We start from the raw sequence: 23,641 nt of genomic DNA on the forward strand, positions 1-23,641 counted from the left end.
TTTTGGCACAGCGCTTGCTCCCCACCTATCCAGACGAGGACGTTCTTATCGCCGAGTCGTAAAAACAATAAAGGGAGTCATGTTCATGAGCACATCCAAGATCATCCGCCTTGGCCTCATCGGCGCCGGCCGCATGGGCAGTTTTCACGGCCTGAGCGCTGCCCGGCACATCCCTGGCGCATGCCTCGCCGCCATCGCCGACCCGACCCCCGGCCAAGCCGCGCGCCTCGCGGCAGAACTGGACGTGCAGAAGGTCTATACCGATCCACAGCAATTGCTCGATGATCCGGATATCGACGCTGTGCTAATTGCCGCCCCGGCACGCAGCCATGCCGAGCTGGTGATCAGTGCGGCCCGGGCCGGCAAAGGCGTGTTCTGTGAAAAACCGATGGCGATCACCCTGGACGAAGCTGACCGCGCCATCGCCGCGGCTGCCGATGCACGGGTGACCCTCCAGGTCGGCTTCAACCGCCGCTTTGCCAAAAGCTTCCGCACAGCTCATCTGGACGTGGTTGCCGGCCGGATCGGTACGCCACAACTGCTGCGCTCATTGACCCGCGACCCGGCGCTGAACAACCCGGCCGCCTCACCACAATGGGTGATCTTCCTGGAAACCCTGATCCATGACTTCGATACCCTGCGCTACCTGAACCCCGGCGCCGAGGCGATTGAAGTTTTTGTGATGGCCGATGCGCTGATCGCACCGGCCTACAAGGACAAAGGTTTTCTTGACACGGCGGTGGTCACGATCCGTTTCGACAATGGCGCCATCGCCACGGCCGAGGCCAATTTCCAGGCAGTCTATGGCTACGATGTCCGGGGCGAAGTGTTCGGCAGCGCGGGCATGCTGACCATGGGCAACGTCAACGACTCGGACCTGCTGCGCTACCTGGCCAATGGGGTCCAGGCCGACACCCAGCGCATGGACACCGACTTGCTGCGTGATGCTTATGTGGCCGAGCTCAACCATTTTGTCAGTTGCGTGCGCAGCGGCGAAAAACCCCTGGCCAGCGGCGAAGATGCCCGAGCGGCACTGGCCATCGCCCGCGCTTGCATCGAGTCCTTCCAACAGGGCACACCGGTGCGCGTGCAAGGAGCCCGTTCATGAGTTTCATACCGTTCAAACTGGCGGTCAGCGCCGAGATGGTCTTTCTCGACCTGCCCTTTGCCGAGCGGGTCAAACGCATCCACGCGCTGGGCTTCAGCGTCGAGATATGGAACTGGACGACCAAAGACATCCAGGCCCTCGTAGCGACTGGTGCGGATTTCACCTCCATGACCGGCTATATCTCGGGCAACCTGACCGATCCCGAGGGTATCCAGCAACTGCTCGGCAGCGCGCAGGAATCCTTGGCCGTCGCCGCTCGATTGGGTTGCCCAAGCCTGAACCTGCATGGCACAGGCCTGGGGGATCAGGGCTTGCCGGTCAAGCCCGTTGCCCAGACTACCGGCCGCATGTGGCTGAGTGCCTGCAAGACGCTGGAAAAAATCGCTCGCCTGGGCGAAGACGCGGGTCGGGTATTCCTGCTGGAAAACCTCAATACCGAAGTCGATCACCCCGGTACGCCGTTCGCCCGCGCTGAAGATACCCTGGCGCTGATCGAGGCCGTGGGCAGCCCGCACCTGAAGATGAACCTGGACCTCTATCACGCACAGATCGGCGAAGGAAACCTGATCGAACTGATCCAGCGCGCCGCCAGCGCCATCGGCGAAATCCAGGTCGCCGACGTGCCTGGCCGCATGGAACCTGGCACCGGTGAAATCCACTATCGCGCCATTGCCAGGGCTTTGTTCGGCATAGGATACAGCGGTGTCGTCGGCCTCGAAGGCTGGGCCAGCGGTGACGGCGAAGTCGCCCTCGAGCGTTTCAAGCAGGCCTTCACGCTTGATGGATGACGTCAGCGCGTTGCACGGATATCACTCGGAACGCGATGCACTTTTTTACCTATTGATGACGTTTCAACTCATAACAACAAAAGGAAAACCATCATGCGTCGTTGCAAACTGCTTTTCGCCACCCTGCTGTTGCTCTTGAGCCAGTGGGCCGTCGCCGACTATCGCATCGGCGTCAGCATCGCCAGGGTCGACGACAATTTCATGACCTACGTGCGTAACGGCCTGGACGCGGCCGCGAAAAAGGAAAACGTGCAGATCCAGTTCGAGGACGCCCAGGGCGATGTGGTGCGCCAACTCAACCAGGTCCAGGGCTTTATCAACCAGAAAGTGGATGCGGTCATTGTCCTGCCGGTGGACACCTCCGCCACGGCCAACATTACCCGCGCGGCGGTCGAAGCGAAGACGCCGCTGGTCTACGTCAACCGTCACCCGGACGAGCGCACCCTGCCCAAAGGCGTCGTCACGGTGGCGTCCAATGACATTGAGGCCGGACAGCTGCAAATGCGCTACCTGGCCGAAAAACTCGGAGGCAAGGGCAACCTGGCGATCATCATGGGCGACCTGGCGCAAAACGCCACCCACGACCGCACCGAAGGCGTCAAACAGGTGCTCAAGGATTATCCCGGGATCAAGATTGTCGAGCAGCAGAGTGCCGAGTGGCAGCGCAACAAAGGGATGGACCTGACCAGTAACTGGCTATTGGCGGGCAGCCGTTTCGATGCCATCGTCGCCAACAACGACGAGATGGCCATCGGTGCGGCCATGGCCTTGCAGCAGGCCGGCAAAGCCAAGGGCGAGATTGCGATCGTCGGCATCGACGGCTTGCCTGACGGCCTGGCGGCAATCAAGCGCGGGATGCTGGTCGCCTCGGTATTCCAGGATCCCAAGGCCCAGGCGAACAGCGCGGTACAAGCAGCGCTCAAGATGATCAAGGGAGAACCGGTGGAAACGGACGTCTGGGTGCCCTTTCAGTTGATCAAGCCTGAGCAGTTGGCGGTGTTCGAACAACATTACAAGTAGCGCCAAAACTAAACATTTCGCCGCGAGCCTGATCAGGGGTCAGCGGCGATTCGCTGCACAAATAAGCGAACAGATCGACCGTCCGGTCCTGGACTAAAGATCCGTATGGAAACTATTGACCCGACTGTCCGCCAGCTTGAATACCACGCGTTGGGGGTGGTTGATCGAGACCAGGTATTCCACCGGCTGCCCTTGACGATCAAAGATCACACCCCGGTAGACCAGCGCCGCCGTCCCGGGCTCGACCTCGAGCAAGCGCGCCTCCTGGTCGTTCATCGTAGCGATGCTCAGCGTGCCCTCGTCGCTCTCCATTTCTATCTGGTAGCGCGATAACAACAACGCATACAACGAGGCCCCCTCGACCAGGTCTCCCGCCACCAGTTCCGGTGCACGGGCGGCCGGGATGTAGCTGGTCTCGATGCAGAATGGCTTTTGATCCACAGTGCGCAGGCGCCTGATGGTCAGCAACGTGTCGCCTTCCTGGATCTTCAGCAGTTTCGCCACGCGGGCACTGGCCTGGGTTTGTTCGAAGTAGAGCAATTTACTGCCAGGCCTGGCCCCAGCTTGCTCCACCACTTCGGCGATACCTTTGCGGGCCACGGTATTGAGGGGCCGCTCGACGCCTGGCGCGGTCACAAAGGTGCCGCGATTGCCCCGGCGCTCCAGGACTCCACGGTCGATCAACGTTTGCAGAGCCTTTCGCAGTGTCATCCGGCTGATGCCCAAGTGCTCGGCCAGGTCCCGTTCCGCCGGAATTCGCTCAGTCGGTCCGAACTCCGGACGCTCCAGCATTTCCAGCAGCGCCTGGACGGCCTGCCAGGCGACCTGCTTGCGTTCAGGCGCCAGGAGGGCCACATCGGAGGACTTGGAAGGAAGAACTTTCATGGTCTACATCCTGGATTATTTTTTCTGCCGCGGCATTGCAACAATGACCACCGGAAAACCGTCGCAAACCCGCCAGCTTGATCATGAGAACAAAAAAACGGCCCGGTGCATACCTTGAAAACCGCTCAGGCAGCCCATTAGACCATGGAGAAAAAGCCTTGTATTGGTATTTTTCATGGTATAGATTTTGGTCTAAACGGTGATCATGAACAGTCACATGAGCCACCGCAACAAAGCCTCCAGGAGCTCACATGGCGATCCAGTTCAATCGGGAAGGATTCATCACTTCCTTGCAGCAATCCGTGCAAATCGTCGACGACGCCCAGCAGTTTGGCCAAGAACTGGCCACGCGGATCGACCGCATCTACTTCGTCAGTTGCGGTGCTCCCAACCGCATCATGCTCGGCTTGCAATACTGGCTCGAGCGCTACAGCCATACACTGGAAGTGCGCCGTTACTTCCCGGCCGAGTTCATGGATATCGACCCGCCGCGCCTGGATGAACGCACCTTGGTGGTCCTCGCCTCCAAGTCCGGGACCACCCAGGAGACCATCGCCGCCGCCCATTTCCTGCGAGACAAACCCTGCCTCACCGTAGGCGTGACACAAACCGCCGAGCTGCCGCTGGCCCAGGCTGTTCAACATTGCTTCCTGCTGGGACGTACCGATGAGGCGTACTTCGGCTGCTTCATGATCCTCCAGGCATTGGTCGGCGGGATCCTGGCCAAGCGCGAAGGCTGGCCGTTGCTGGACAAGCTCACTCGCTCGCTCAAGGCACTGCCACAGGCCCTCGCCGATGCGGCGATCAATAACGACCGGCGCGCCATCGAAGAGGCAAGCTTGTATAAAGATGATCGCGTGATGTACTTCCTCGCCTCGGGTCCGATGTTCACCACCGCCTACGTATTCGGCGTCTGCGTGGTGATGGAGAGCCAGTGGCTGCATTGCCTGCCAGTGGAAGCTGCCGAGTTTTTCCATGGCCCGTTCGAAGCCATCGACGCGACCACTCCCCTGCTCCTGCTGCTAGGCGAAGACCCCAGTCGCGCACAAATGGAGCGCGTCGTGCGCTTCTGCCAGCGGTACACCGGACGGGTCATGGTCTATGACGCCAAGGACTTCCCGATGGAAGGCATCGATCCAGAGATCCGCGCCATTGTCGCGCCGTACATCGTCGGCATCGCCGTGGAGCGCATTGCCGCGCATCTCGCCGTCTGGCACCAGCAGCCGCTGACAACGCGCCGCTACATGTGGAAAACGGAGTACTGAGCATGGCCAGCCTGATCGCGGTCGGCGACAACACCCTGGATGTGTACCTGGACCGGAACATCGAATACCCCGGCGGCAACGCACTCAACGTCTCGGTATTTGCCGCCCGGCTGGGTGCTCGCAGTGCCTACCTGGGCTGCGTTGGTGATGACCGGCACGGCCAGTACCTGCTCGATTGCCTGCAACAGGAAGGCGTCGATGCATCGCGCTGCAGAACGCTGATGGGGGCCAATGGCTGGGCGTGTGTCGACAGTATCGCGGGCGAACGGGTGTTTCTTGGCAGCGATCCGGGCGTGTGTCGTCAACTGCGACTCGATGCTGACGACCTGGCCTATCTCGCGCAATTCCCGCTGGCACACAGCAGTCTCTACAGCGGTCTTGAAAGCCAACTGGCGAAGATTCGCCAGGCCAGTGGCTGCCTGTCATTCGACTTCTCGGACAACTGGGTCGAGTTCGATTGGCAGGCGCTGATCCAGCAAGTGGACATCGCTTTTTTTTCGTCGGCCGATCTGTCGTCAAGCGAAGCGCGTGAACTGGCGGATTCGATGCGGGCGATGGGCCCGGCGACGGTAGTCATCACCCGTGGCGCCCAAGGCGCTCTCGCAGTCGATGCACAGGGTGTGTATGAGCAGGCCGCGAGGCCCTGCGCGTTCGTCGACAGCATGGGCGCCGGCGACGGCTTTATCGCCGCGTTCCTGTTGGCATGGCAAGCCCGGCACAGCCTCGCCGGGTGCCTTGCACGGGGCGTCGATCATGCCGGCCAGGTGTGCGGCTGGGACGGTGGCTTTGGCCATGGACGAACCGTAGACACCCAACGCGCCGAAGAACTGAAACACGCCTTGAACAATCAAGGCTGATGCGTGCTGCCCCGGCCCCCTTTCCGGGACGGTTCTACCAACCTATCGTGGATACCCTGTCGATGAAAAAATGTCTGATCGGTTTGTTGCTTGTGGCCAGCCCGCTGATGACCTGGGGCGCCAGCGAAGAGCTGCGTTTCGGGGTCGACCCCACCTACCCGCCCTTTGAGTCCAAGCGACCGGACGGCTCGCTGACAGGTTTCGATATCGAGCTGGGCGAAAGCCTGTGCAGCGAGTTGCAACGCCGTTGCGTCTGGGTCGAAAACGCCTTCGATGGCATGATCTCGGCCCTCAAGGGCAGGAAATTCGACGGGATACTCTCCGCCCTCTCGATCACTGAAGCCCGCAAAGCCGAAATCGCCTTCTCCAACACCCTGTACGACACCCCGGCACGCCTGGTGGCCCCGCAAGGCAGCCCGTTGCAACCCACGGCCGAATCCTTGCGCGGCAAGCGCATCGGCGTGCAACAAGGCAGCGTGTTCGAAACCTATGCCAAGCGGATGTGGGGCCTTAAGGGTGTGGAAGTGGTGCCTTATCAAAGCAGTGACCTGACCTATTCGGACTTGATCAACGGTCGGCTGGATGCGGCGTTCGACGATGCCATCGCCGTCTCCGAAGGCCTACTGAAAAAGCCGATGGGCAAGGGCTTCGGCTATGCCGGCGAGGTGGTCAAGTCACCGGAGATCTTCGGTCCGGGCACCGGCATCGGTTTGCGTAAAAACGATACCGCGCTGGCCGGAGAAATCAATCAGGCGCTCGAACGGCTGCACCGCAACGGCACCTATGAGCGCATCGCCAGAAAGTACTTCGACTTCGACATTTCGCCGAAATAAACCACCCGCGCGGAGCCCGAAAGCATGTTTCTCGAAGGGTACGGCTATCTCATTTTCCAGGGTGCGTGGTTGACCGTCCAAGTGGCCACGTGGGCCGCCTGCGTCGCCATCGTGCTTGGCCTGCTCGGGGCCTTGGCGAAACTCTCGACAGTGGCGCCGCTACGGCTGGTCGCAACGGTCTACACCACGCTGGTGCGCAGCGTGCCGGACCTGGTTCTGATGCTGCTGATCTATTACAGCGCGCAGATCGGACTCAACCAGGTGGCAGACGCGTTCGGCCGCGAGTCGTGGCAGTTGAACCCTTACGGCACTGCGATCGGCACCTTAGGCTTCATTTACGGTGCCTATTGCGCCGAAACCTTTCGTGGCGCCTTCCAGGCGATTCCGTTCGGCCAACTGGAAGCGGCCCGGGCTTATGGCATGAGTCATTGGCAGGTACTGCGGCGCATCCGCCTGCCGCAGATGATGCGGTTCGCATTGCCTGGCATCGGCAACATCTGGCAAGTGCTCCTGAAAAGTGCCGGCCTGATATCGCTGCTGGGCCTCAATGACATGGTTCAAGTCGCCAAACAAGCGGGCAACGCGACCTCAAGGCAGATGTTCTTCTACCTGGTGATTGCAACGATCTTCCTGGCCTTTGCGATCCTCTCCAGCCTGGCCCTCAAGCACCTTGAACGGCGCTACAGCATCGAACCGCGGCGGAGCGTGTCATGATCGAGATACTCAAAGAGTTCGGGCCGAACTTCCTCTGGTCCGACGGTTATCGCTGGAGTGGTTTGTCCGTCACCTTGTGGCTGTTAGTGACGTCCGCCGTTATCGGCCTGGCCGCGGCGATCCCCCTGGCGCTGGTTCGCACCTACGGCAATCGTTGGCTGGCGCTGCCTGTACAGCTTTACACCCTGGTGTTTCGCGGCACGCCGCTGTTCGTGCAACTGCTGATCATCTACAGCGGCCTGGCAAGCCTGAGCCTGATCAGGGAGTCGCCGAGCCTGTGGTGGTTTTTTCGTGACGGCATGCATTGCGTGATCCTGGCGCTGGCCTTGAACACCTGCGCCTACACCATCGAGATTCTCGCCGGCGTACTGCGCACCACCCCACGCGGTGAGATCGAGGCGGCGCTGGCCCTGGGCATGACCCGCAGCCAATTGTTCATTCTGGTGTTGATACCGAGCATGCTGCGCCGGGCACTTCCGGCCTACAGCAACGAAGTGATCTTCGTCCTGCACGCCACGGCCATCGCCTTTACCGCGACCGTTCCTGACATCCTTAAAATCGCGGCAGATGTTAACGCCGCCACCTTCAAGACCTTCCAGGCCTATGGCATCGCCGCCCTGCTCTACATGTCGCTGGCGTGCGCGTTGGTGGGTGTATTCCGATTGGCTGAGCGCCGGCTTTTGGCTTATCAGCGTTAAGCTGGTCACTAAATGAAAGGGGCTCGCCGCAGCCCAACGTCCAGCCCCAATGCCTTGGCATACTCGGCAACCATGCGGGTATCAGAAAAAGGGTTTGCCTGCTTCAGGCGCGGACACTCATGGTCGCCAATGCCAAAAGTGTCACCCATGCGGCGTTCGGGGTTGGTTGTGAAAGCGCTACGTAATTGAGCCGTAATTACGCACGGGGGTTTGGCTTACCGCCAGCAGCGTTCAGAGCAGCAGCTCCAGTTGTGAAAAAGCCTCGCACGGTTACAAACCGAACGTCTGCTCCTGCAGACTCGTTTTGATCAACGCAGCCAGTTGTTTGATGGCGGGTGTCGGCTCTTCTCCGCTGCTGTGAAGCACATAGCCAAGGCTTGGTACGGTCGGCAAGCCGGACATGACGGCGAGATGACTCGGCAGCCCAATGCGGGTTCGCAGCGTCAGGCCCAAGCCTGCCGCGACAGCCGCCCAGAGACCACCAACGCTGGGGCTGGTCAGGGCGATTCGCCAGGGAATTTGCGCGGCATCCAGTGCCTGTGTGGCAGCGCTACGCAACACGCAAGGCGCGTCGAACATGATCAATGGCAGCGGAGAGTCAGCAAGGTGGGTCAGTGACGGTGTGTCACGAAGCCCGATCCAGTACATCTGTGTTTCGCCCAGTCGCGTGGCATAGGGCGAGGTGTGCCCTGTGTCCCATGTCAGGGCTAAGTCCAGGCCGGCACTTTCGACCAACGCAAGCAGTTCGGCGTTACGCGCGATCCTGACTTCGAGAGTTACCATCGGGTAAGTCTGGACAAAGCGTCGGAGGATCTCGCTCAGTAAATGTTCCCCGAAGTCTTCTTGAAGCCCGAAGCGAATTGTCCCAGCGGCTTGGCTTTCATGCAGGGTCTGGAAAATGCCATCGTTCAATTCCAGCAAACGCCGGGCATGGCTGAGCAATGATTCACCTATGGGCGTCAAGACTAACCCTCGACCGGATTTGACCAATACCGGAGTACCGATCTGCTCCTCGAGTTTCTTCAATTGAGCACTCACGGCGGAAGTCGATCGACCGAGACGATCCGCCGCTTTGGCAAAGCTATTGAACTCCACGCCGGTGACGAAAGTGCGCAATACATCAAGATCGAAGGTCGGACGACGCATGGGATAGTCCATTAATTTGGGATGATCCACTCTATCAAATCTAATATTCGGAACCATCGCGACTTGATAGTTTGTCCCTGTCGATTAACCAATCAGAGGAAAAACATCATGCCGTTTTCACGTATTTCATTGCACCGAGGGAAGTCAGCCGAGTATTTACAGGCATTGTCCCAAGGCTTGCATGACGCCTTGGTTGATAGCTTCGAGGTGCCGAAGGCCGATCGTTTCCAAGTCATTCACCAGCATGAAGTGGGCGAGCTGATATTTGATCCAGACTACCTGGGTGGGCCCCGTAGCCATGACTTTGTGCTGATCACGATTACCGCCGGCCGTCCTCGAAGCATCGAGACGAAACAGCGTTTCTACCGCGATCTGGTGGAGAAACTGAGACATGCGCCAGGTCTCAATGCCGAGGATGTAATGGTAGTGATCACCACTACGGCCAACGATGAATGGTCGTTTGGTGGTGGCCGAGGCAACTAATTTCAGTTTGCGCAGAGCGTGAAAAATTGTGCAGTCGGCTCTCGCGATTCTGCGACCTCACTGCCCAGACAACCTGTTCATACCGTCACGCAATCCTCTTCTCCCAAAACGTAGTCCAGCCGCAACAAGCTTTATCGTCCGGACAAATCCTGTGATACTTAATGCTAATCATTCTCACAATCATTAGCATATCAGGATCGGTTCATGTCGATTTGTGCCACCCCACCGCGTTACTTCAACCCTGCCCGCGATCTTTTGGCCATGGCTATCTGCATGGCCACCCTGGCTCCGGCCTTTGCCGATGACAGCAGCGGCGCCCCTCCAGCCGTCTTGGAGCTAGGCGCGACCGAGGTCACCGGTAGTGGCCAACTGGGGAGTACCACGGAAGGCACCGAGTCCTACACCACCGGCGCAATGTCGACCGCGACCAAACTCCCGCTGACGATGCGTGAAACTCCGCAGGCCGTCACCGTGATTACGCGTCAGCGCATGGACGACCAGACGATGACCAGCATCAACGACGTGGTCAAGGCGACGCCCGGCTTGTTCCTGGACTTTTCCAGCGGTCCTGGCCGGCAGACTTACAAGGCGCGCGGTTTTGAAATCGACAACTTGATGTATGACGGCATCCCGAGCGGCTACGACGGCGTTAACGTCGGTTCCCAGCCTAACTTGGCGATGTTTGATCGAGTCGAGGTGGTGCGCGGTGCCACCGGCCTGGTGACGGGGGCAGGCAACCCATCGGCTGCCATCAACCTGATACGCAAGCGGCCATTGGCCGAGCAGAAAGTCACCCTGACCGGTGCCGCCGGCAGTTGGGACGATTATCGCGGCGAGGTCGATGCCTCCAGCCCACTCAACGACAGCGGCACGCTGCGCGGCCGGGTCGTGACTTCTTATCGCGATGCCAACAGCTTCATCGACAACGTTGAGGAGGATCACGGGCTGTTCTATGCGGTCACCGAAGCGGATCTGAGCGAAGACACCACCCTGACCCTGGGTTTTTCTCATCAGAAGGACAAGACCAATTACTTCTGGGGCTCTTCGATGATCGGCCAGGACGGCCATCATCTTAACTTGCCGCGCTCCTACAACCCGGGTACGGATTGGGAGAACAAGGATCAGGAGATCAACACGCTGTTCGCCGAAGTCCGTCATCGCCTGGCCAACGACTGGAACCTTCAGGTCAACGCCAACTACTCCGAACAGAACGCGTTGTTCTCCGGCTCCTATCAATCGCGCTGGGTCAACAACACACTGGCCCGCACGGTTTACCAGGCCGACTTCGATGAAAACCAGGCCGGCGTAGACGCCTTTGCCAGTGGGCCCTTCGAGGCGTTCGGGCGTACCCATGAACTGGTGGTGGGCGCCAGCAAGCGCATCTACGACATGACCACCCACAACTACAGCCCGTACGACACCAATTGGCCGATCAATGCGGGTAAACCGGACTTCGTCCACACAGATAACCAGCGTGAGGTGACCACTCAGGACGGCGTCTATCTCACCACACGCCTGAGCCTGGCCGACCCGTTGAAGTTGATCCTCGGCGGACGCCTGGACTGGTACGACTACGATAACCGCGATGGCGAAGGCGACTACAAGGTCACCCGTAACGTCACCCGTTACGCTGGCTTGATCTATGACCTGGACGACCATCACTCGGTCTACGTCAGCTACAGCGACATCTTCACGCCGCAGCGGGAAAAGAATACCTCCGGCAACCCGGTCACGCCGATCATTGGCAAGAACTACGAGATCGGCATCAAGGGCGAATATTTCGACGGCGCACTGAATGCGAGCCTGGCGCTGTTCCGCGTCGACCAGGAAAACCGCGCCGTACAACTGTTTACGGCAAACTGCCCACAGGCAACCTGTTATGAAGCCTCCGGCGAGATTCGCAGCCAGGGTATCGACTTCGAACTGCAAGGCGCGTTGACCGAAAACTGGCAAGTCGGCGGTGGCTATACCTACGCGCGCACACACACCATCAAGGATGCCGCCAACCCACAGAACGTGAACAAGCAGTTCGACACCGACACGCCTGAGCATCTGTTCAAGTTGACCACCAGTTACCACTTTCAGGGCCCGCTGGAAAAACTTCGTGTGGGCGGCAACGTCTCCTGGCAGAGCCGCATGTACAACGACATCTCGTTGGCTGATGGCGGTAAATACCGTCTCGAACAGGGCAGCTACGCCATCACGGACCTGATGGCCGGCTATAGGGTCAGCGAGAACCTGGACTTGCAGGTCAATGCCAACAACATCTTCGACCGCCAGTACTACTCGACCATCGCCAACTCCGTGAGCTATGGCGGTGACTCCTACGGCAACCCACGCAATATGATGCTGACCGCCAAGTACAGTTTCTAAAAAACCAGGCAAAAGGGGGCATGACTCGGAACGCCCCTTTGCGCCGAACGCATGCACTTACGATCATTCTTATGGTCTACCGGAAGCCGTAAACGCCCCCATCCCCGCTAGAGACACAATCACATGAAAATGGCTGCCATTTTTGTACTGACCTGGATTGGCTTCACCTCAGCGAGTGCATTTGCCAGTGACCGGAACAAGGACTATCAAGAGGCAAACAGGCGCCATTGGGAACGCCAGCAGGAAATGGACAGAGCCGAAGACAGGAAACACCAAAAGCGCCATGAAGAGAGAGCGCGGGAAGCACGCGAGCATCATGAAGAAGTGCAGCGGGAAAATGCCAAGCGTAGAGCCGAGTACTATCAAGAGCGGTAAAAAGCCTGGTACGACTTACGGGAGCAAGCTTCCTATCTCTCCTCACCGCCCAGCCGCCTCCTCATACCGCCGCTGAATCCGCTCCAACTCCCCGGAACGGCGCAACTGCTCCAACGCACGTGACCACGCCGCCACCACTTCATCTTCACTGTCAGGACTGAAGGCGATGTACAGCGATGAGCGGTACAGCTCGATAGGAATCCGCCGCAAAGTGCCCGGCGCGATGTTCAATTGGCGGCTGTAGTAGGCCACTCCCGCATCGGTGTCGCCGATGATGATGCCGGTGCGTCCGGCAAGCAGCATGCGGTAGAGCAGCTTGCTCTCGGTTGCACTCTTGTCCAGGTTGTTGAAGCCCAGCGACTGCAGCATCTGGGGCACCAGGCCGGCGTGGCGGGTGGTGATCTGCGGGGCGTGCAGCAGTTGTTCCAGGGAGTTCACCGGAGGCGTATTGGCCAGTTGATAGGGGTGGATGGACTCTTCCACGATCGGTCCGACCCATTTGTACAGCGGCTCGCGCTCCGGCGTTCGGAACAGGGAGTACATAATGGTCTTGGGCCGGTGCTTCAGTATCTGCGTGGCCCGCATGCTGGGCTGCAGCAGCACCTCGAAATCACTCCCGGTCAGCGTCATGATGGCCCGGACGATCTCGGTGGTCATGCCGGTGAGCTGATTGTTTTCCTGGTAGTTGTACGGTGCCCACTCTTCGGTGACGACCTGATACTCCTCGGCCCTGGCATCAACCGTGCCGAGCAATAGACAGAGCAACGCTGCAGCCGGTATCGAATGTCTCACTTGTGCTCCCTGCGGATTGTTCGGTGTTCGTACATAGGTGGGCCTGACTCAAAGGACAAGGTAAGCATAGACCCAAACACACACCCGACAGTTGACGCAGTCCACATTCCTCCCCTTAGCAGCCTCCAAGCGTTGGTGTACGATCAGCGCGAACCGGATATCGGCCAGCGTGCGCGGCGCTTTCCTTCCTCCCTGTGACCCAGCCCCTATGAATCCAATCGACCCACTGTCGTTCCAACGCATCATCGCCGCCCATGGCGACTTCGAAGGCGCGTCGTATTTTGATGCAGAGGAAAGCCTCGCCCATGAGGTATTTCCTGACCGCATCGTTTTCCAGACCAACTACCTGGATTACCGCAGCTATGACGTCGATCTCGTCGAGGGCAGCGTACGTGTGCGCAAGACGCGGCTGGACGACTACCTGCGCGGCCATAAGGCCCAGGTGATCGATGACGACATGGACGACGAGGACTGGGACGAGCTGGGCAGTCTGTGGCAGCGCTTGAGCCACGACCTCGACACCCAGGGACAAGGGTCGCAGCCCGATTTGGCCGATACCCTGGCCGATCTGTTCGATTGCCTGTTCGACGAGGACCTCGCGCAGGCGCTCATTCAGGCCATCCCCGCGCCTACCGGGCAATGGGATTGGGCTTGGACGCAAGTCGCGGCAGCGCTCACCGAGGCCAATCAATTGGCGGAGTTCGAATGGAAGGAGTGGTCGTCCTACGGAGTCGATGCGGTCAATGCCCTCGCCCCGTTGCGGCAACTGGGCATTGAAATCCCTGCGCCTGAACGTAAAACCATCGACACCATCAATCGCGCCAACGATTGGGAGCGTGCGCTACTGCAGTATTTCAATGTCCAACTGCAGGCCCATGACTTGAAGTTGTTGGCCATTGGCACGCACTTCGACGAATACCAGGCCTTCGCCTGCCTGCCCATGAACGGTCTGGGCCTGGTCAACGCCTTGGAAATCATGGGCAGGCTGGGCATCGTCTACAAATATTAAGCGACCGACGCCACACACTTTCGGTCCGCTTCTACAAGCCCATACAGGGCTACCCCTCCTTTGAGCCTCGAAGTGACGACATGACAAACTGTGATCAATGCGGCTCTCTCCTCCCTTACGACACCGCTGCTTGCCCGCGATGCGCCGGGGAAATTCACTACACGGTAGAGGCACATGCGCCAAGGTCCCAGCCGTCGAAAGGGCGGAAAATCCTGAAATGGGTACTGATCAGCATTGTGGTCGCAGTGCTGGCAGCGGTGGCGGCGGTCATGTGGGTCTTGCACTCGCTGGGGCCGATGCCTTCTTTGGGTTGACGGCTGGTTCACCGCAACCGAAGCGAAACGCAGCTATTCGAATTTTCTGATAGTTGCTATCGATACCCGCGCCGTTCTCGTCCTCGTCCTCTCTCTCTAATCTGCCCACCAACGCGATCGACGACGATCGCCGCAGATCAAACCGACCTTATGGAGAGAGAAACGATGAACACATTCAACCGCACCCTCGCTGTCGCGACCCTGGCATTGGCCACCCTCAGCGCCGAGGCCGCGTCGCCTGTCCAGGCCCCTGCCAGCGCATCTGCTGTCGGCAGCGTGGTCCAGTCCGCCAGCTACATCACCACCAAGGATGGCGTCCAGCTGTACTACAAGGACTGGGGCCCGCGCGATGGCCAGGTCGTGACCTTCAGCCACGGCTGGCCGCTGGACTCCGACAGCTGGGAAGGCCAGATGATGTTCCTCGCCTCGAAGGGTTATCGCGTGGTAGCCCATGACCGTCGCGGTCACGGGCGCTCCAGCCAGCCTTGGGAAGGCAACGACATGGATCACTACGCCGACGACCTGGCGGCGGTGATTGAAGCCCTGGACCTGAAGGACGTCACGCTGGTGGGCTTCTCCACGGGAGGCGGTGAAGTGGCACGTTACATCGGCCGGCACGGTACCGCCCGAGTGAAGAAAGCCGTCCTGGTCTCTTCTGTCCCACCGTTGATGCTCAAGACGCAAAGCAACCCCGGCGGCTTGCCTATCGAGGTGTTCGATGGCCTGCGCAAGGCGTCCCTGGAGAACCGTTCGCAGCTGTACCTGGACATCGCCTCAGGTCCGTTCTACGGCTACAACCGCAAGGGTGCCAAGCCATCCCAAGGGCTGATCCAGTCGTTCTGGGTGCAGGGTATGCAAGGTGGCAGCAAGAATACCTATGACTCGATCGCGGCATTCTCGGCTACCGACTTTCGCGGTGATTTGAAGAAGTTCGACGTGCCAACCCTGGTGATTCATGGCGATGACGACCAGATCGTGCCCATCGATGCTTCGGGTCGGGCCTCGGCTGCGCTGATCAAGGGCGCTCGACTGATCGTCTACCCTGGCGCGCCGCATGGCTTGACCGAGACGCACAAGGACCGTCTCAACCAGGATCTGCTGAAGTTCCTCCAGGAATAAAGCAAGCCCCCGCCACCAGGCATCCCCTGTGGGAGCGAACCTGCTCGCGATAACGGAGTGTCAGCCAGCATCCATGTTTCTGATCCGCCGCCATCGCGAGCAAGCCCGCTCCCACAAGGGTTGGCGGTGGACACAGGGGTTGCGTACACCAGAGATCAAGTGTGGGAGCGAGCCTGCTCGCGATAGCGGAATGTCAGCCAGCATTTATGGCTCTGATCCACCACCGTCGCGAGCAAGCTCGCTCCCACAAGGGTTGGCGGTGGACATAGGGGTTGCGTACACCAGAGATCAAGTGTGGGAGCGAGCCTGCTCGCGATAGCGGAGTGTCAGCCAGCATCCATGTTTCTGATCCGCCGCCATCGCGAGCAGGCTCGCTCCCACAAGGGTTGGCGGTGGACACAGGGGTTGCGTACACCAGAGATCAAGTGGGAGCGAGCCTGCTCGCGATAGCGGAATGTCAGCCAGCATTTATGGCTCTGATCCACCACCATCGCGAGCAAGCTCGCTCCCACAAGGGTTGGCGGTGGACACAGGGGTTGCGTACACCAGAGATCAGGTGTGGGAGCGAACTTGCTCCCACAGTTGTTCCTGGATAGGTCTCGGCTTCAATGCCGCAACAACTTGCGCAACGGAATCTCGTCCTTGCGCACCGGTGACTTGATGACGATGTAGCTGAAGTACTTGGAGATGCCGATGTTCTTGTCCAACAGGCTTTCCATCACGTCCTGATAGTCCTGGATGCTGCGGGTCATGAACCGCACCAGGTAGTCGTAGCCGCCGCTGATCAGGTGGCATTCGAGTACTTCATCCACCAGGCGGATGTTGGATTCGAACTTGGCGAAGTCCTCGCGCTTGTGGTCGCTCAGGGTGACTTCGGTGAAGACCGTCACCGAGTCGGTGATCTTGGCCAGGTTCAGATGGGCCTTGTAGCTGGAGATGTACCCCAACGACTCCAGCCGTTTGACCCGTTGCAGGCATGGGCTGGCGGACAAGCCCACGGCATCGGCCAGGCTGACGTTGGTCATGCGACCGTCTTTTTGAAGCTCTACCAAAATGCTGATGTCGATCCGGTCCAGTTTCGCTAAACCTTCCATCGCATACCTCTTGCCTGCCGTTCGTAAGACAATCTTCTAACAAAATCAGCGTCGTAAGGACAGCTGATGCTGAGCCACCAGATCAGCCATGCTGTTGATGCAATAGTCCGCCGCACAGGGCGTGGACGGGTTTTCGCTGCTTCGGCAGATCAGGCAAACCGCCCCGACCTCCCGTGGACGGGCGCCAGGACGGGTTATCTGTAGGATAGCTTCGGCATCCAGATCGTTGGCCAGCAACCAATCGCGATCCTGCAACGGGTCGCTCGCCAGGGAAATGAAATCATCCGGCTCGATGCCCAGGCGCTCGCACAGGGCACCCCGGTCCTCGGCATCACGATCCCCCTGCACCAGCAGGCGATAGAACTTGCGCAGGTAGAGCATCGCCCCTGGCGCATCCTCGAACAGCGTCCAGCCGGCGGCCGAACGAGCAAAGCTCATGCCCTCCTCCCAACTGACCTTGAGCTTCCAGCGTTCAGCCAACTGGCGGTGAGCGAAACACAGCAACCCACTGAAGCCCAGCTCGCCGAAGCGCGGATACAGGGCCCGCAGCACCTCGTCGAACTCGGCCAGAACCCGGGTCTTGTCCGGTGAGTCGACATGGTTTTCCAATAGCGGCTGCAAGGCCGTCCAGACGCCAGCGTCGCGATCCACCAGAACCTCATCGCAGTCGATCAACAACGCTCGATATTCAGTCAGCCTCATGGGTAAAGCCTCCGATGATGTCCATCACTCGCGCTCCATTAGTGGCATGGGCGCTTGCCTTGGCAAACGCCCATGCCAGGCGTTTCAGCCCACGACCCGGGCCAGTGCGGCGTCGAGAATCTGCAACGCTTCGTCGATCTGTGCTTCGCTGGTGACCAACGGTGCCAGGAAGCGCAAGACGTTGCGGTACACCCCGCACTTGATGACCAGCAAGCCACCGGCGCGGGCTTCGTCGATCAGGCGTTGGTTCAGGTCGGCGTCCGGGGTGCGTGCCTCGTCATGCTTGACCAATTCGATCGCCAACATGAAACCGCTGCCGCGCACATCGCCAATCTGCGGGTAGCGCGCTTGCAGGCGCAACAGGCCCTGGCGCAGACGCTCACCCAGAACTTCGCCACGGGCCAGCAGTTGCTCTTGCTCGTATGCCTCGATCACCGCCAACGCCGCCGCGCACGACAGCGCGTTACCACCGTAGGTGCCGCCCAGGCCACCGGGCAGCGGTGCGTCCATGACCTCGGCCTTGCCGACCACACCCGACAGCGGCAAGCCACCGGCCAGGCTCTTGGCGACCGTGACCAGGTCCGGCTGAATGCCCGCGTGCTGGAAACCGAACCATTTGCCGGTGCGGCCGAAACCGGTCTGGATTTCATCGAGAATCAACACAATGCCATGCTTTTGCGTCAATGCGCGCAGGCCCTGCAAAAATTCGGCGGGTGCTGCCAGGAAACCGCCATCGCCCTGCACCGGCTCGATGATGATCGCCGCGACCCGCTCGGGCGCCACTTGGGTGGCCAACAGCTCGTCCAGCGCCTGCAACGCCATCGCGCTGGTGACACCGCGATAGGCATTCGGGTACGGGGTGTGGAAGACCTCCGGCGCGAACGGACCGAAATTCTGTTTATACGGTTGGCTCATGCCGGTCAGCGTGGTGCCGAGCAAGGTCCGGCCATGGAAGCCACCGCGAAAGGCGATCACCGCCGAGCGGTTGGTGTGGGCACGGGCGATCTTCACGGCATTTTCCACCGCCTCGGCGCCGGAGGTGAAAAAGGCTGCTTTGTAGTGCTCCTGGCCGCCGATCATCTCGCACAGGCGCTGGGCCAAGTCCAGGTAAGGCTTGTAGGCCACCACCTGGAAGCAGGCATGGGAGACTTTCTGCAACTGGGCCTGCACCGCAGCGACGACCTTGGGATGATTGTGGCCGATGTTCAACACACCGATGCCGCCGACGAAGTCCAGGTAGCGCTTGCCGTCCACATCCCACAACTCCGAGCCCTGGGCCCTGTCGATGACCAACGGGTGAGCGGTGACCAGGCCACGTGGCACGAATCGATCACGCTGACGGAGCAGACTTGGAGTTTCTTCGACTTTACTGTTCATGGCATTTCCCATCGTGAGCCTCGCCCCCAGGAAGCGGTTGCGGTGTGTTCACAGGTTAAGGGTTCGACGCGATTGTCTAAGCCGAACTTGGCCGCTGAGAAATCCGGATCGACTGTTTACACCCCGGCAAACAGCAGAATCCTCCAGAGGCATTCCACTCCCATGGAATCTGCCGCAGGAGGCGCCTTGCAACGCAGCCTGATGCTGCTACGCAAGCCCTTTCGACAGATCCTGCTCTGGCGTTGAGGCATGCTAGGAGCTCCTTGATTTCAGGCGAGAAGTGACCCATGGCCCTGCTCTATAAAGCTGACCCGGTACGCGGCGAACACTGGCGGCGCCTGTTCGCCGAACACGCGCCGGACATCGAATGGCGTGCCTGGCCAGACATTGGCGACCCGCGGGATATCCAGTACCTGGCAGCCTGGCAGGCCCCGGACGAGCTCGAAACGCTGTTGCCGAATCTGCAGGTGCTGTTCGCCCTGTCAGCCGGTGTCGATCAGCTCGACCTCGGTCGCTTGCCAACAACGCTGCCGGTGGTGCGCCTGCTCGACCCGGGCATCAGCCAGGGCATGTGCGAGTACGCCAGTTTCGCCGTGCTCAGCCTGCACCGGGACATGTTGCGCTATCGCCAGCAACAGGCCGAACGCTGCTGGCAGGCACATCGCCTGGTGCCCGCGCACCAGCGCCGGGTGGGCGTCATGGGCCTGGGTTTACAGGCGCGACAGATACTCGCCACCTTGAAGACCTTTGGCTTTGCCTTGTCGGGTTGGGCCCGCAGCGAGCATCGCCTCGATGGGGTCGCGTGCTTTGCCGGCGACGAGCAATTGCCGGCCTTTCTCGGCCAGTGCGACATTGTCCTGTGCGTCCTGCCGTTGACCGAGCAGACCCGAGGGATCCTCGACCGCCAGCTGTTCCAGCAACTGCCCAAGGGTGCGGCCCTGGTCAACATGGGCCGGGGTGGGCATCTGGTGGAAGCGGATCTGTTGGAAGCGCTGGCCGAGGGCCAACTCAGCGCGGCGGTGCTCGATGTACTGGAGCAGGAACCGGCGCCAGCGGAGCATCCGTTCTGGCAACATCCGCAAATCCTGCTGACACCGCACATCGCGGCGATGACCCAACCCGAGAGCGCATTTGGCGTGTTGCTGGAGAATATTCGCCGGCATCAACGAGGCGAATCGATGCTTGGGTTGGTTGACCGTGAGCGCAGCTATTGAGCCCTCGGTGGCCGTTGGTTTCGATCTGAACGGCGAAAAACCGCGCCGGTATTTACTGCTGGCCAAACGTCTGATTTGAGCAAGAAATGTGGCCGGCAGAGCCGTTGCTTACGGAAGATACCGAATCGATTTGCCACGCTTGCCAGGCCCGGTTGCAGGTGAGATACACAGACTTTCAGCGCACAAATCCACCCGATTTCGTCCCTTATTTTATGGTGATCTGCCATGTCCATTTCGCAACGCCCTACTTACTTCTATCGCGCCATGACCGCCACCGACGTGCCTGCGGCCCATGCCTTGTCCGTGCAGTTGAAATGGCCCCATCGCCTGGAAGACTGGGCGATGTTGCAGCGAGTCGCCCAGGGGTTTGTCGTGGAAGACCAGGGCCGTTTGATCGGAACGGCGTTCACCTGCGCCCAGGGGAACTACGCCACCATTGGCCTGGTGATCGTCGACGACGAGTACCAGGGCCAGGGCATCGGTCGCAAACTGATGGAACTGGCCATCGAGGCCTGCGGATCGCGCACCGCCATTCTCAACGCGACGCTGGCCGGGGCCCCGCTGTATGCCAGCCAGGGGTTCGTTGATTTTGGGCATATCCAGCAGCATCAAGGGCACGCGCAAGTGCCGGCCCCGCAGGAACTGGCCGTCGGTGAACGTTGCCGCGTGCTGGGCGAAGCCGACCGCGCCGAGTTGATCGAACTGGCCAATGCCGGGAGCGGGCTGGAGCGGACCGCCGTACTCAATGACCTGTTCGACGTCGTTGAACATTCAGTGGGTATCGAGCGCGACGGTCACCTGTGCGCCTTCGCCCTGCTGCGCCCCTTCGGCCGTGGCCGCTGCATTGGCCCGGTCATCGCCCAGAACCTGGAACAGGCCCAGCACTTGATCGCCGTGCTGCTGGCCGAAGTGCCGGACGCATTCGTTCGCATCGACATTCCCTCAAACAGTGGCCTGGCCCCTTGGCTGGAAGAGGTCGGGCTCAAGCAGGTCGACACCGTCGCCCAAATGGCACGGGGCACGCCCCCGCAGACTACCGGTGCGGTTCGACAATTTGCGCCGGTGACCCAGGCCATTGGCTGAAACGAACCCTATTTCCTTCAACGCTTCCCTGGAGAATCATCTTCATGCTCGAACCCACCCCAGTGCTGTTGGCACACGCCGATGGCAGCCTAGCTTCCACCCCATTCACGCCGGGCTCACTGGCAGCCAAGGATCCATTCGACCGACTCATTGCCTATGCCGGGGCGGATGGCATGGCAGCCGGCGTGGTCCGCGCGAGTGGACGGTTCAGCGTCGATGAATACCCCTTCAGTGAGACAATCGTGGTGCATGCCGGCGCGGTAATCCTGAGCAGTCAGGGGCAGACGCTGCAGCTCACGCCGGGTGAAAGCGCGGTGATCGGTCGAGGGACGGCGCTTAAGGTCGAAGCGCAGCCCGGGTCGCTCTGGGCCTTCTGCGCCGACACCCAACTGGTCGAAGAACCTCATCCCGGGCTCACGGCGCTCCCCGCCCACACCCTGCTCTCACCCTCTGCGCCACCCGACGACGAGATCCTGCTGAGCCCGCCACCGCAATGTCGTTCCCACAATCTGTTTGTCGAAGAGGCTAGCAACCTGCGCATCGGCATCTGGGACTCGACGCCCTACACCCGCCGGTCACGACCGCACAAACTGCATGAACTGATGCACCTGCTCGAAGGCAGTGTCACCCTGCAAGCCGCCGATGGCAGCAACCTGACGGTCAACACTGGCGATACGGTGTTCGTGCCCCTGAATGCGCCGTGTGCCTGGAAGAGCAGCGTCTATGTACGCAAGGTTTACGTCGTCAAATAATCCGGCGTACGACAGTCACACCGCTATCGCGAGCAGGCTCGCTCCCACAGGGGACCTGCGCCAGCCGCAAAACCGAAGGGCGTCCCAGATCAAATGTGGGAGCGAGCCTGCTCGCGATGACGGCGGCACATCCAACATCATCGCAAGCTGATCCACCGCTATCGCGAGCAGGCTCGCTCCCACAGGGGACCTGCGCCAGCCGCAAAATCGAAGGGCGTCCCAGATCAAATGTGGGAGCGAGCCTGCTCGCGAAGACGGCGGCACATCCAACACCATCGCAAGCAGACCCAACGCTATCGCGAGCAAGCTCGCTCCCACAGGGGACCTGCGCCAGCCGCAAAACCGAAGGGCGTCCCAGATCAAATGTGGGAGCGGGCTTGCTCGCGATGACGGCGGCACATCCAACAACATCGCAAGCAGACCCAACGCTATCGCGAGCAGGCTCGCTCCCACAGGGGAGTTGGGGTGGATGGGAAGCTGGCGGCCAAAAAAAGCCCGCAGTGTGAGCGGGCAAAGGGGGTCACAGGTGAGGCAGGCGTCCGTGCCTGGCTAAATCTCAGAGCGCGTCGGCGATAGCCTGGCCAACATCCTGGGTCGAGCCCTGCCCACCCAGGTCGGGGGTGATAGGCCCTTGGGCAATCACCCGCTCGATGGCCTTGAGAATCCCGTCATGGGCCGCGCGATAACGCTCATCGCCGTTACCCAGAAAGTCCAGCATCAACGCACCGGACCAGATCATCGCGATCGGGTTGGCGATGTTCTGCCCATAGATATCCGGGGCCGAACCATGCACCGGTTCGAACAGCGACGGGAAGCGCCGCAACGGATCGAGGTTGGCCGATGGGGCGATGCCGATGGTGCCGGCGCAGGCCGGGCCCAGGTCGGAGAGGATGTCGCCGAACAGGTTCGACGCCACCACCACATCGAAACGATCCGGCTGCAACACGAAGCGCGCGCAGAGGATGTCGATGTGTTGCTTGTCCCACTGCACATCCGGGTACTGCGCGGCCATCAACGCCGTGCGCTCGTCCCAATACGGCATGCTGATGGAGATGCCGTTGGACTTGGTCGCCGCCGTCAGGCGTTTGCGCGGTCGAGTCTGGGCCAGGTCGAAGGCGAACTTGAGGATCCGGTCGACCCCGCGCCGGGTGAACACCGACTCCTGCAGCACGAACTCATGTTCGGTGCCTTCGAACATCTTGCCGCCGACCGACGAATATTCGCCCTCGGTGTTCTCACGGATCACCATGAAGTCGATGTCCCCCGCTTCGCGCCCGGCCAACGGACACGGCACACCCGGGAACAGGCGCACCGGACGAATGTTCACGTATTGGTCGAAGTCACGACGAAACTTGAGCAACGAGCCCCACAGGGAGATGTGATCCGGCACCTTGTCCGGCCAGCCCACGGCACCGAAGTAGATCGCGTCGAAGCCCTTGAGCTGTTCGAACCAGTCGGCGGGCATCATTTGCCCGTGCTCCAGGTAGTAATCGCAGTGGGCCCAATCGAGCACTTCGATGTCCAGCGACAACTGCCACTTTTTCGCGGCCTGCTCCAGGACTCGCAGCCCTTCCGGCAGAACTTCCTTGCCGATACCGTCGCCGGCGATGGCGGCGATGCGAAATGGTTTGCTCATCAAT

Annotated in this window: 23 protein-coding genes and 1 pseudogene; 17 read left to right on the forward strand and 7 right to left on the reverse strand. The window is 60.4% G+C overall.

Annotated elements, in window-relative coordinates; translation table 11 throughout:
* Window positions 1–85 precede the first annotated feature (85 nt).
* From PSH86_RS19090 to PSH86_RS19100, 3 genes are all read left to right on the forward strand, one after another.
* Complete coding sequence (locus tag PSH86_RS19090) at window positions 86–1,108, forward strand: Gfo/Idh/MocA family oxidoreductase (RefSeq protein WP_109753396.1); 1,023 nt, start codon at window positions 86–88, stop codon at window positions 1,106–1,108.
* Entirely contained in the window at window positions 1,105–1,896 is a 792-nt protein-coding gene (locus tag PSH86_RS19095; protein ID WP_109753361.1) for a TIM barrel protein, read from the forward strand. The genes PSH86_RS19090 and PSH86_RS19095 overlap by 4 nt, the downstream gene beginning before the upstream one ends.
* Window positions 1,897–1,989: 93 nt before the next feature.
* Window positions 1,990–2,916: a sugar ABC transporter substrate-binding protein gene (locus PSH86_RS19100; protein ID WP_109753362.1), complete on the forward strand. Its 927-nt coding sequence runs from the start codon at window positions 1,990–1,992 to the stop codon at window positions 2,914–2,916.
* 93 nt (window positions 2,917–3,009) lie between these two features.
* Here PSH86_RS19100 and PSH86_RS19105 read toward each other — a convergent pair whose 3' ends face one another.
* Entirely contained in the window at window positions 3,010–3,801 is a 792-nt protein-coding gene (locus PSH86_RS19105; protein WP_109753363.1) for a GntR family transcriptional regulator, read from the reverse strand.
* Window positions 3,802–4,052: 251 nt separating this feature from the next.
* Between PSH86_RS19105 and PSH86_RS19110 the strand changes: the two genes are divergently transcribed.
* The 6 genes and pseudogenes from PSH86_RS19110 to PSH86_RS19135 form a co-directional block, all read left to right on the forward strand.
* On the forward strand, window positions 4,053–5,066 hold the full coding sequence (locus PSH86_RS19110) for an SIS domain-containing protein (protein ID WP_109753364.1): 1,014 nt from the start codon (window positions 4,053–4,055) through the stop codon (window positions 5,064–5,066).
* Window positions 5,067–5,068: 2 nt separating this feature from the next.
* Window positions 5,069–5,923 carry a PfkB family carbohydrate kinase gene (locus tag PSH86_RS19115; protein ID WP_116832798.1) on the forward strand — a complete coding sequence of 285 codons (855 nt, stop codon included), beginning with the start codon at window positions 5,069–5,071 and terminating at the stop codon, window positions 5,921–5,923.
* Between the two features lie 62 nt (window positions 5,924–5,985).
* A complete protein-coding gene (locus tag PSH86_RS19120) occupies window positions 5,986–6,756 on the forward strand; it encodes an ABC transporter substrate-binding protein (RefSeq protein ID WP_116832799.1) in 771 nt (256 codons plus the stop codon).
* Window positions 6,757–6,780: 24 nt separating this feature from the next.
* Window positions 6,781–7,470: an ABC transporter permease gene (locus PSH86_RS19125; protein ID WP_305484329.1), complete on the forward strand. Its 690-nt coding sequence runs from the start codon at window positions 6,781–6,783 to the stop codon at window positions 7,468–7,470.
* Complete coding sequence (hisM, locus tag PSH86_RS19130; protein ID WP_109753368.1) at window positions 7,467–8,168, forward strand: histidine ABC transporter permease HisM; 702 nt, start codon at window positions 7,467–7,469, stop codon at window positions 8,166–8,168. The genes PSH86_RS19125 and hisM overlap by 4 nt, the downstream gene beginning before the upstream one ends.
* Before the next feature lie 83 nt (window positions 8,169–8,251).
* Window positions 8,252–8,476, forward strand: a pseudogene (locus tag PSH86_RS19135) (hypothetical protein); the annotation flags it as partial.
* Here the strand turns inward: PSH86_RS19135 and PSH86_RS19140 are convergent.
* The gene (locus PSH86_RS19140) at window positions 8,439–9,314 is read right to left on the reverse strand and encodes a LysR substrate-binding domain-containing protein (protein WP_176689495.1); all 876 of its coding nucleotides are present in this window, start codon (window positions 9,312–9,314) and stop codon (window positions 8,439–8,441) included. The pseudogene PSH86_RS19135 and the gene PSH86_RS19140 overlap by 38 nt on opposite strands.
* A 108-nt stretch (window positions 9,315–9,422) precedes the next feature.
* On the opposite strand from PSH86_RS19140, the gene PSH86_RS19145 reads away from it, so the two are divergent.
* From PSH86_RS19145 to PSH86_RS19155, 3 genes are all read left to right on the forward strand, one after another.
* Window positions 9,423–9,797, forward strand: a complete 375-nt coding sequence (locus tag PSH86_RS19145) for a tautomerase family protein (RefSeq protein WP_163858011.1) — start codon at window positions 9,423–9,425, stop codon at window positions 9,795–9,797.
* Between the two features lie 204 nt (window positions 9,798–10,001).
* A complete protein-coding gene (locus PSH86_RS19150) occupies window positions 10,002–12,170 on the forward strand; it encodes a TonB-dependent siderophore receptor (protein WP_305484334.1) in 2,169 nt (722 codons plus the stop codon).
* A gap of 123 nt (window positions 12,171–12,293) precedes the next feature.
* Entirely contained in the window at window positions 12,294–12,545 is a 252-nt protein-coding gene (locus tag PSH86_RS19155; RefSeq protein WP_305484336.1) for a hypothetical protein, read from the forward strand.
* Window positions 12,546–12,587: 42 nt separating this feature from the next.
* On the opposite strand, the gene PSH86_RS19160 is transcribed toward PSH86_RS19155, so the two are convergent.
* Window positions 12,588–13,337 carry an ABC transporter substrate-binding protein gene (locus PSH86_RS19160; RefSeq protein ID WP_116832802.1) on the reverse strand — a complete coding sequence of 250 codons (750 nt, stop codon included), beginning with the start codon at window positions 13,335–13,337 and terminating at the stop codon, window positions 12,588–12,590.
* Window positions 13,338–13,545: 208 nt separating this feature from the next.
* Between PSH86_RS19160 and PSH86_RS19165 the strand changes: the two genes are divergently transcribed.
* The gene (locus PSH86_RS19165; protein WP_116832803.1) at window positions 13,546–14,346 is read left to right on the forward strand and encodes a hypothetical protein; all 801 of its coding nucleotides are present in this window, start codon (window positions 13,546–13,548) and stop codon (window positions 14,344–14,346) included.
* 479 nt (window positions 14,347–14,825) lie between these two features.
* On the forward strand, window positions 14,826–15,779 hold the full coding sequence (locus tag PSH86_RS19170; RefSeq protein WP_109753374.1) for an alpha/beta fold hydrolase: 954 nt from the start codon (window positions 14,826–14,828) through the stop codon (window positions 15,777–15,779).
* A gap of 605 nt (window positions 15,780–16,384) precedes the next feature.
* Here PSH86_RS19170 and PSH86_RS19175 read toward each other — a convergent pair.
* The 3 genes from PSH86_RS19175 to gabT form a co-directional block, all read right to left on the reverse strand.
* Window positions 16,385–16,873 (reverse strand): Lrp/AsnC family transcriptional regulator, encoded by a 489-nt coding sequence (locus PSH86_RS19175; RefSeq protein ID WP_003203167.1) that lies wholly within the window; start codon window positions 16,871–16,873, stop codon window positions 16,385–16,387.
* A 45-nt stretch (window positions 16,874–16,918) separates the two neighbouring features.
* Window positions 16,919–17,575 (reverse strand): 2-haloalkanoic acid dehalogenase, encoded by a 657-nt coding sequence (locus PSH86_RS19180; RefSeq protein ID WP_176689494.1) that lies wholly within the window; start codon window positions 17,573–17,575, stop codon window positions 16,919–16,921.
* A gap of 84 nt (window positions 17,576–17,659) precedes the next feature.
* On the reverse strand, window positions 17,660–18,952 hold the full coding sequence (gene gabT / locus PSH86_RS19185; RefSeq protein ID WP_305484341.1) for a 4-aminobutyrate--2-oxoglutarate transaminase: 1,293 nt from the start codon (window positions 18,950–18,952) through the stop codon (window positions 17,660–17,662).
* Window positions 18,953–19,239: 287 nt separating this feature from the next.
* Between gabT and PSH86_RS19190 the strand changes: the two genes are divergently transcribed.
* The 3 genes from PSH86_RS19190 (at window position 19,240) to PSH86_RS19200 (ending at window position 22,001) form a co-directional block, all read left to right on the forward strand.
* Entirely contained in the window at window positions 19,240–20,166 is a 927-nt protein-coding gene (locus tag PSH86_RS19190) for a glyoxylate/hydroxypyruvate reductase A (protein ID WP_305484343.1), read from the forward strand.
* A 225-nt stretch (window positions 20,167–20,391) separates the two neighbouring features.
* Window positions 20,392–21,249: a GNAT family N-acetyltransferase gene (locus tag PSH86_RS19195; RefSeq protein ID WP_305484345.1), complete on the forward strand. Its 858-nt coding sequence runs from the start codon at window positions 20,392–20,394 to the stop codon at window positions 21,247–21,249.
* A gap of 44 nt (window positions 21,250–21,293) precedes the next feature.
* Window positions 21,294–22,001, forward strand: a complete 708-nt coding sequence (locus tag PSH86_RS19200) for a cupin domain-containing protein (protein ID WP_109755481.1) — start codon at window positions 21,294–21,296, stop codon at window positions 21,999–22,001.
* 556 nt (window positions 22,002–22,557) lie between these two features.
* Here the strand turns inward: PSH86_RS19200 and PSH86_RS19205 are convergent.
* Entirely contained in the window at window positions 22,558–23,637 is a 1,080-nt protein-coding gene (locus PSH86_RS19205; RefSeq protein WP_305484347.1) for a tartrate dehydrogenase, read from the reverse strand.
* Window positions 23,638–23,641: the final 4 nt, after the last annotated feature.

Source organism: Pseudomonas sp. FP2300 (assembly GCF_030687595.1).
In the GTDB taxonomy this organism is placed as follows: Bacteria; Pseudomonadota; Gammaproteobacteria; order Pseudomonadales; family Pseudomonadaceae; genus Aquipseudomonas; species Aquipseudomonas bijieensis.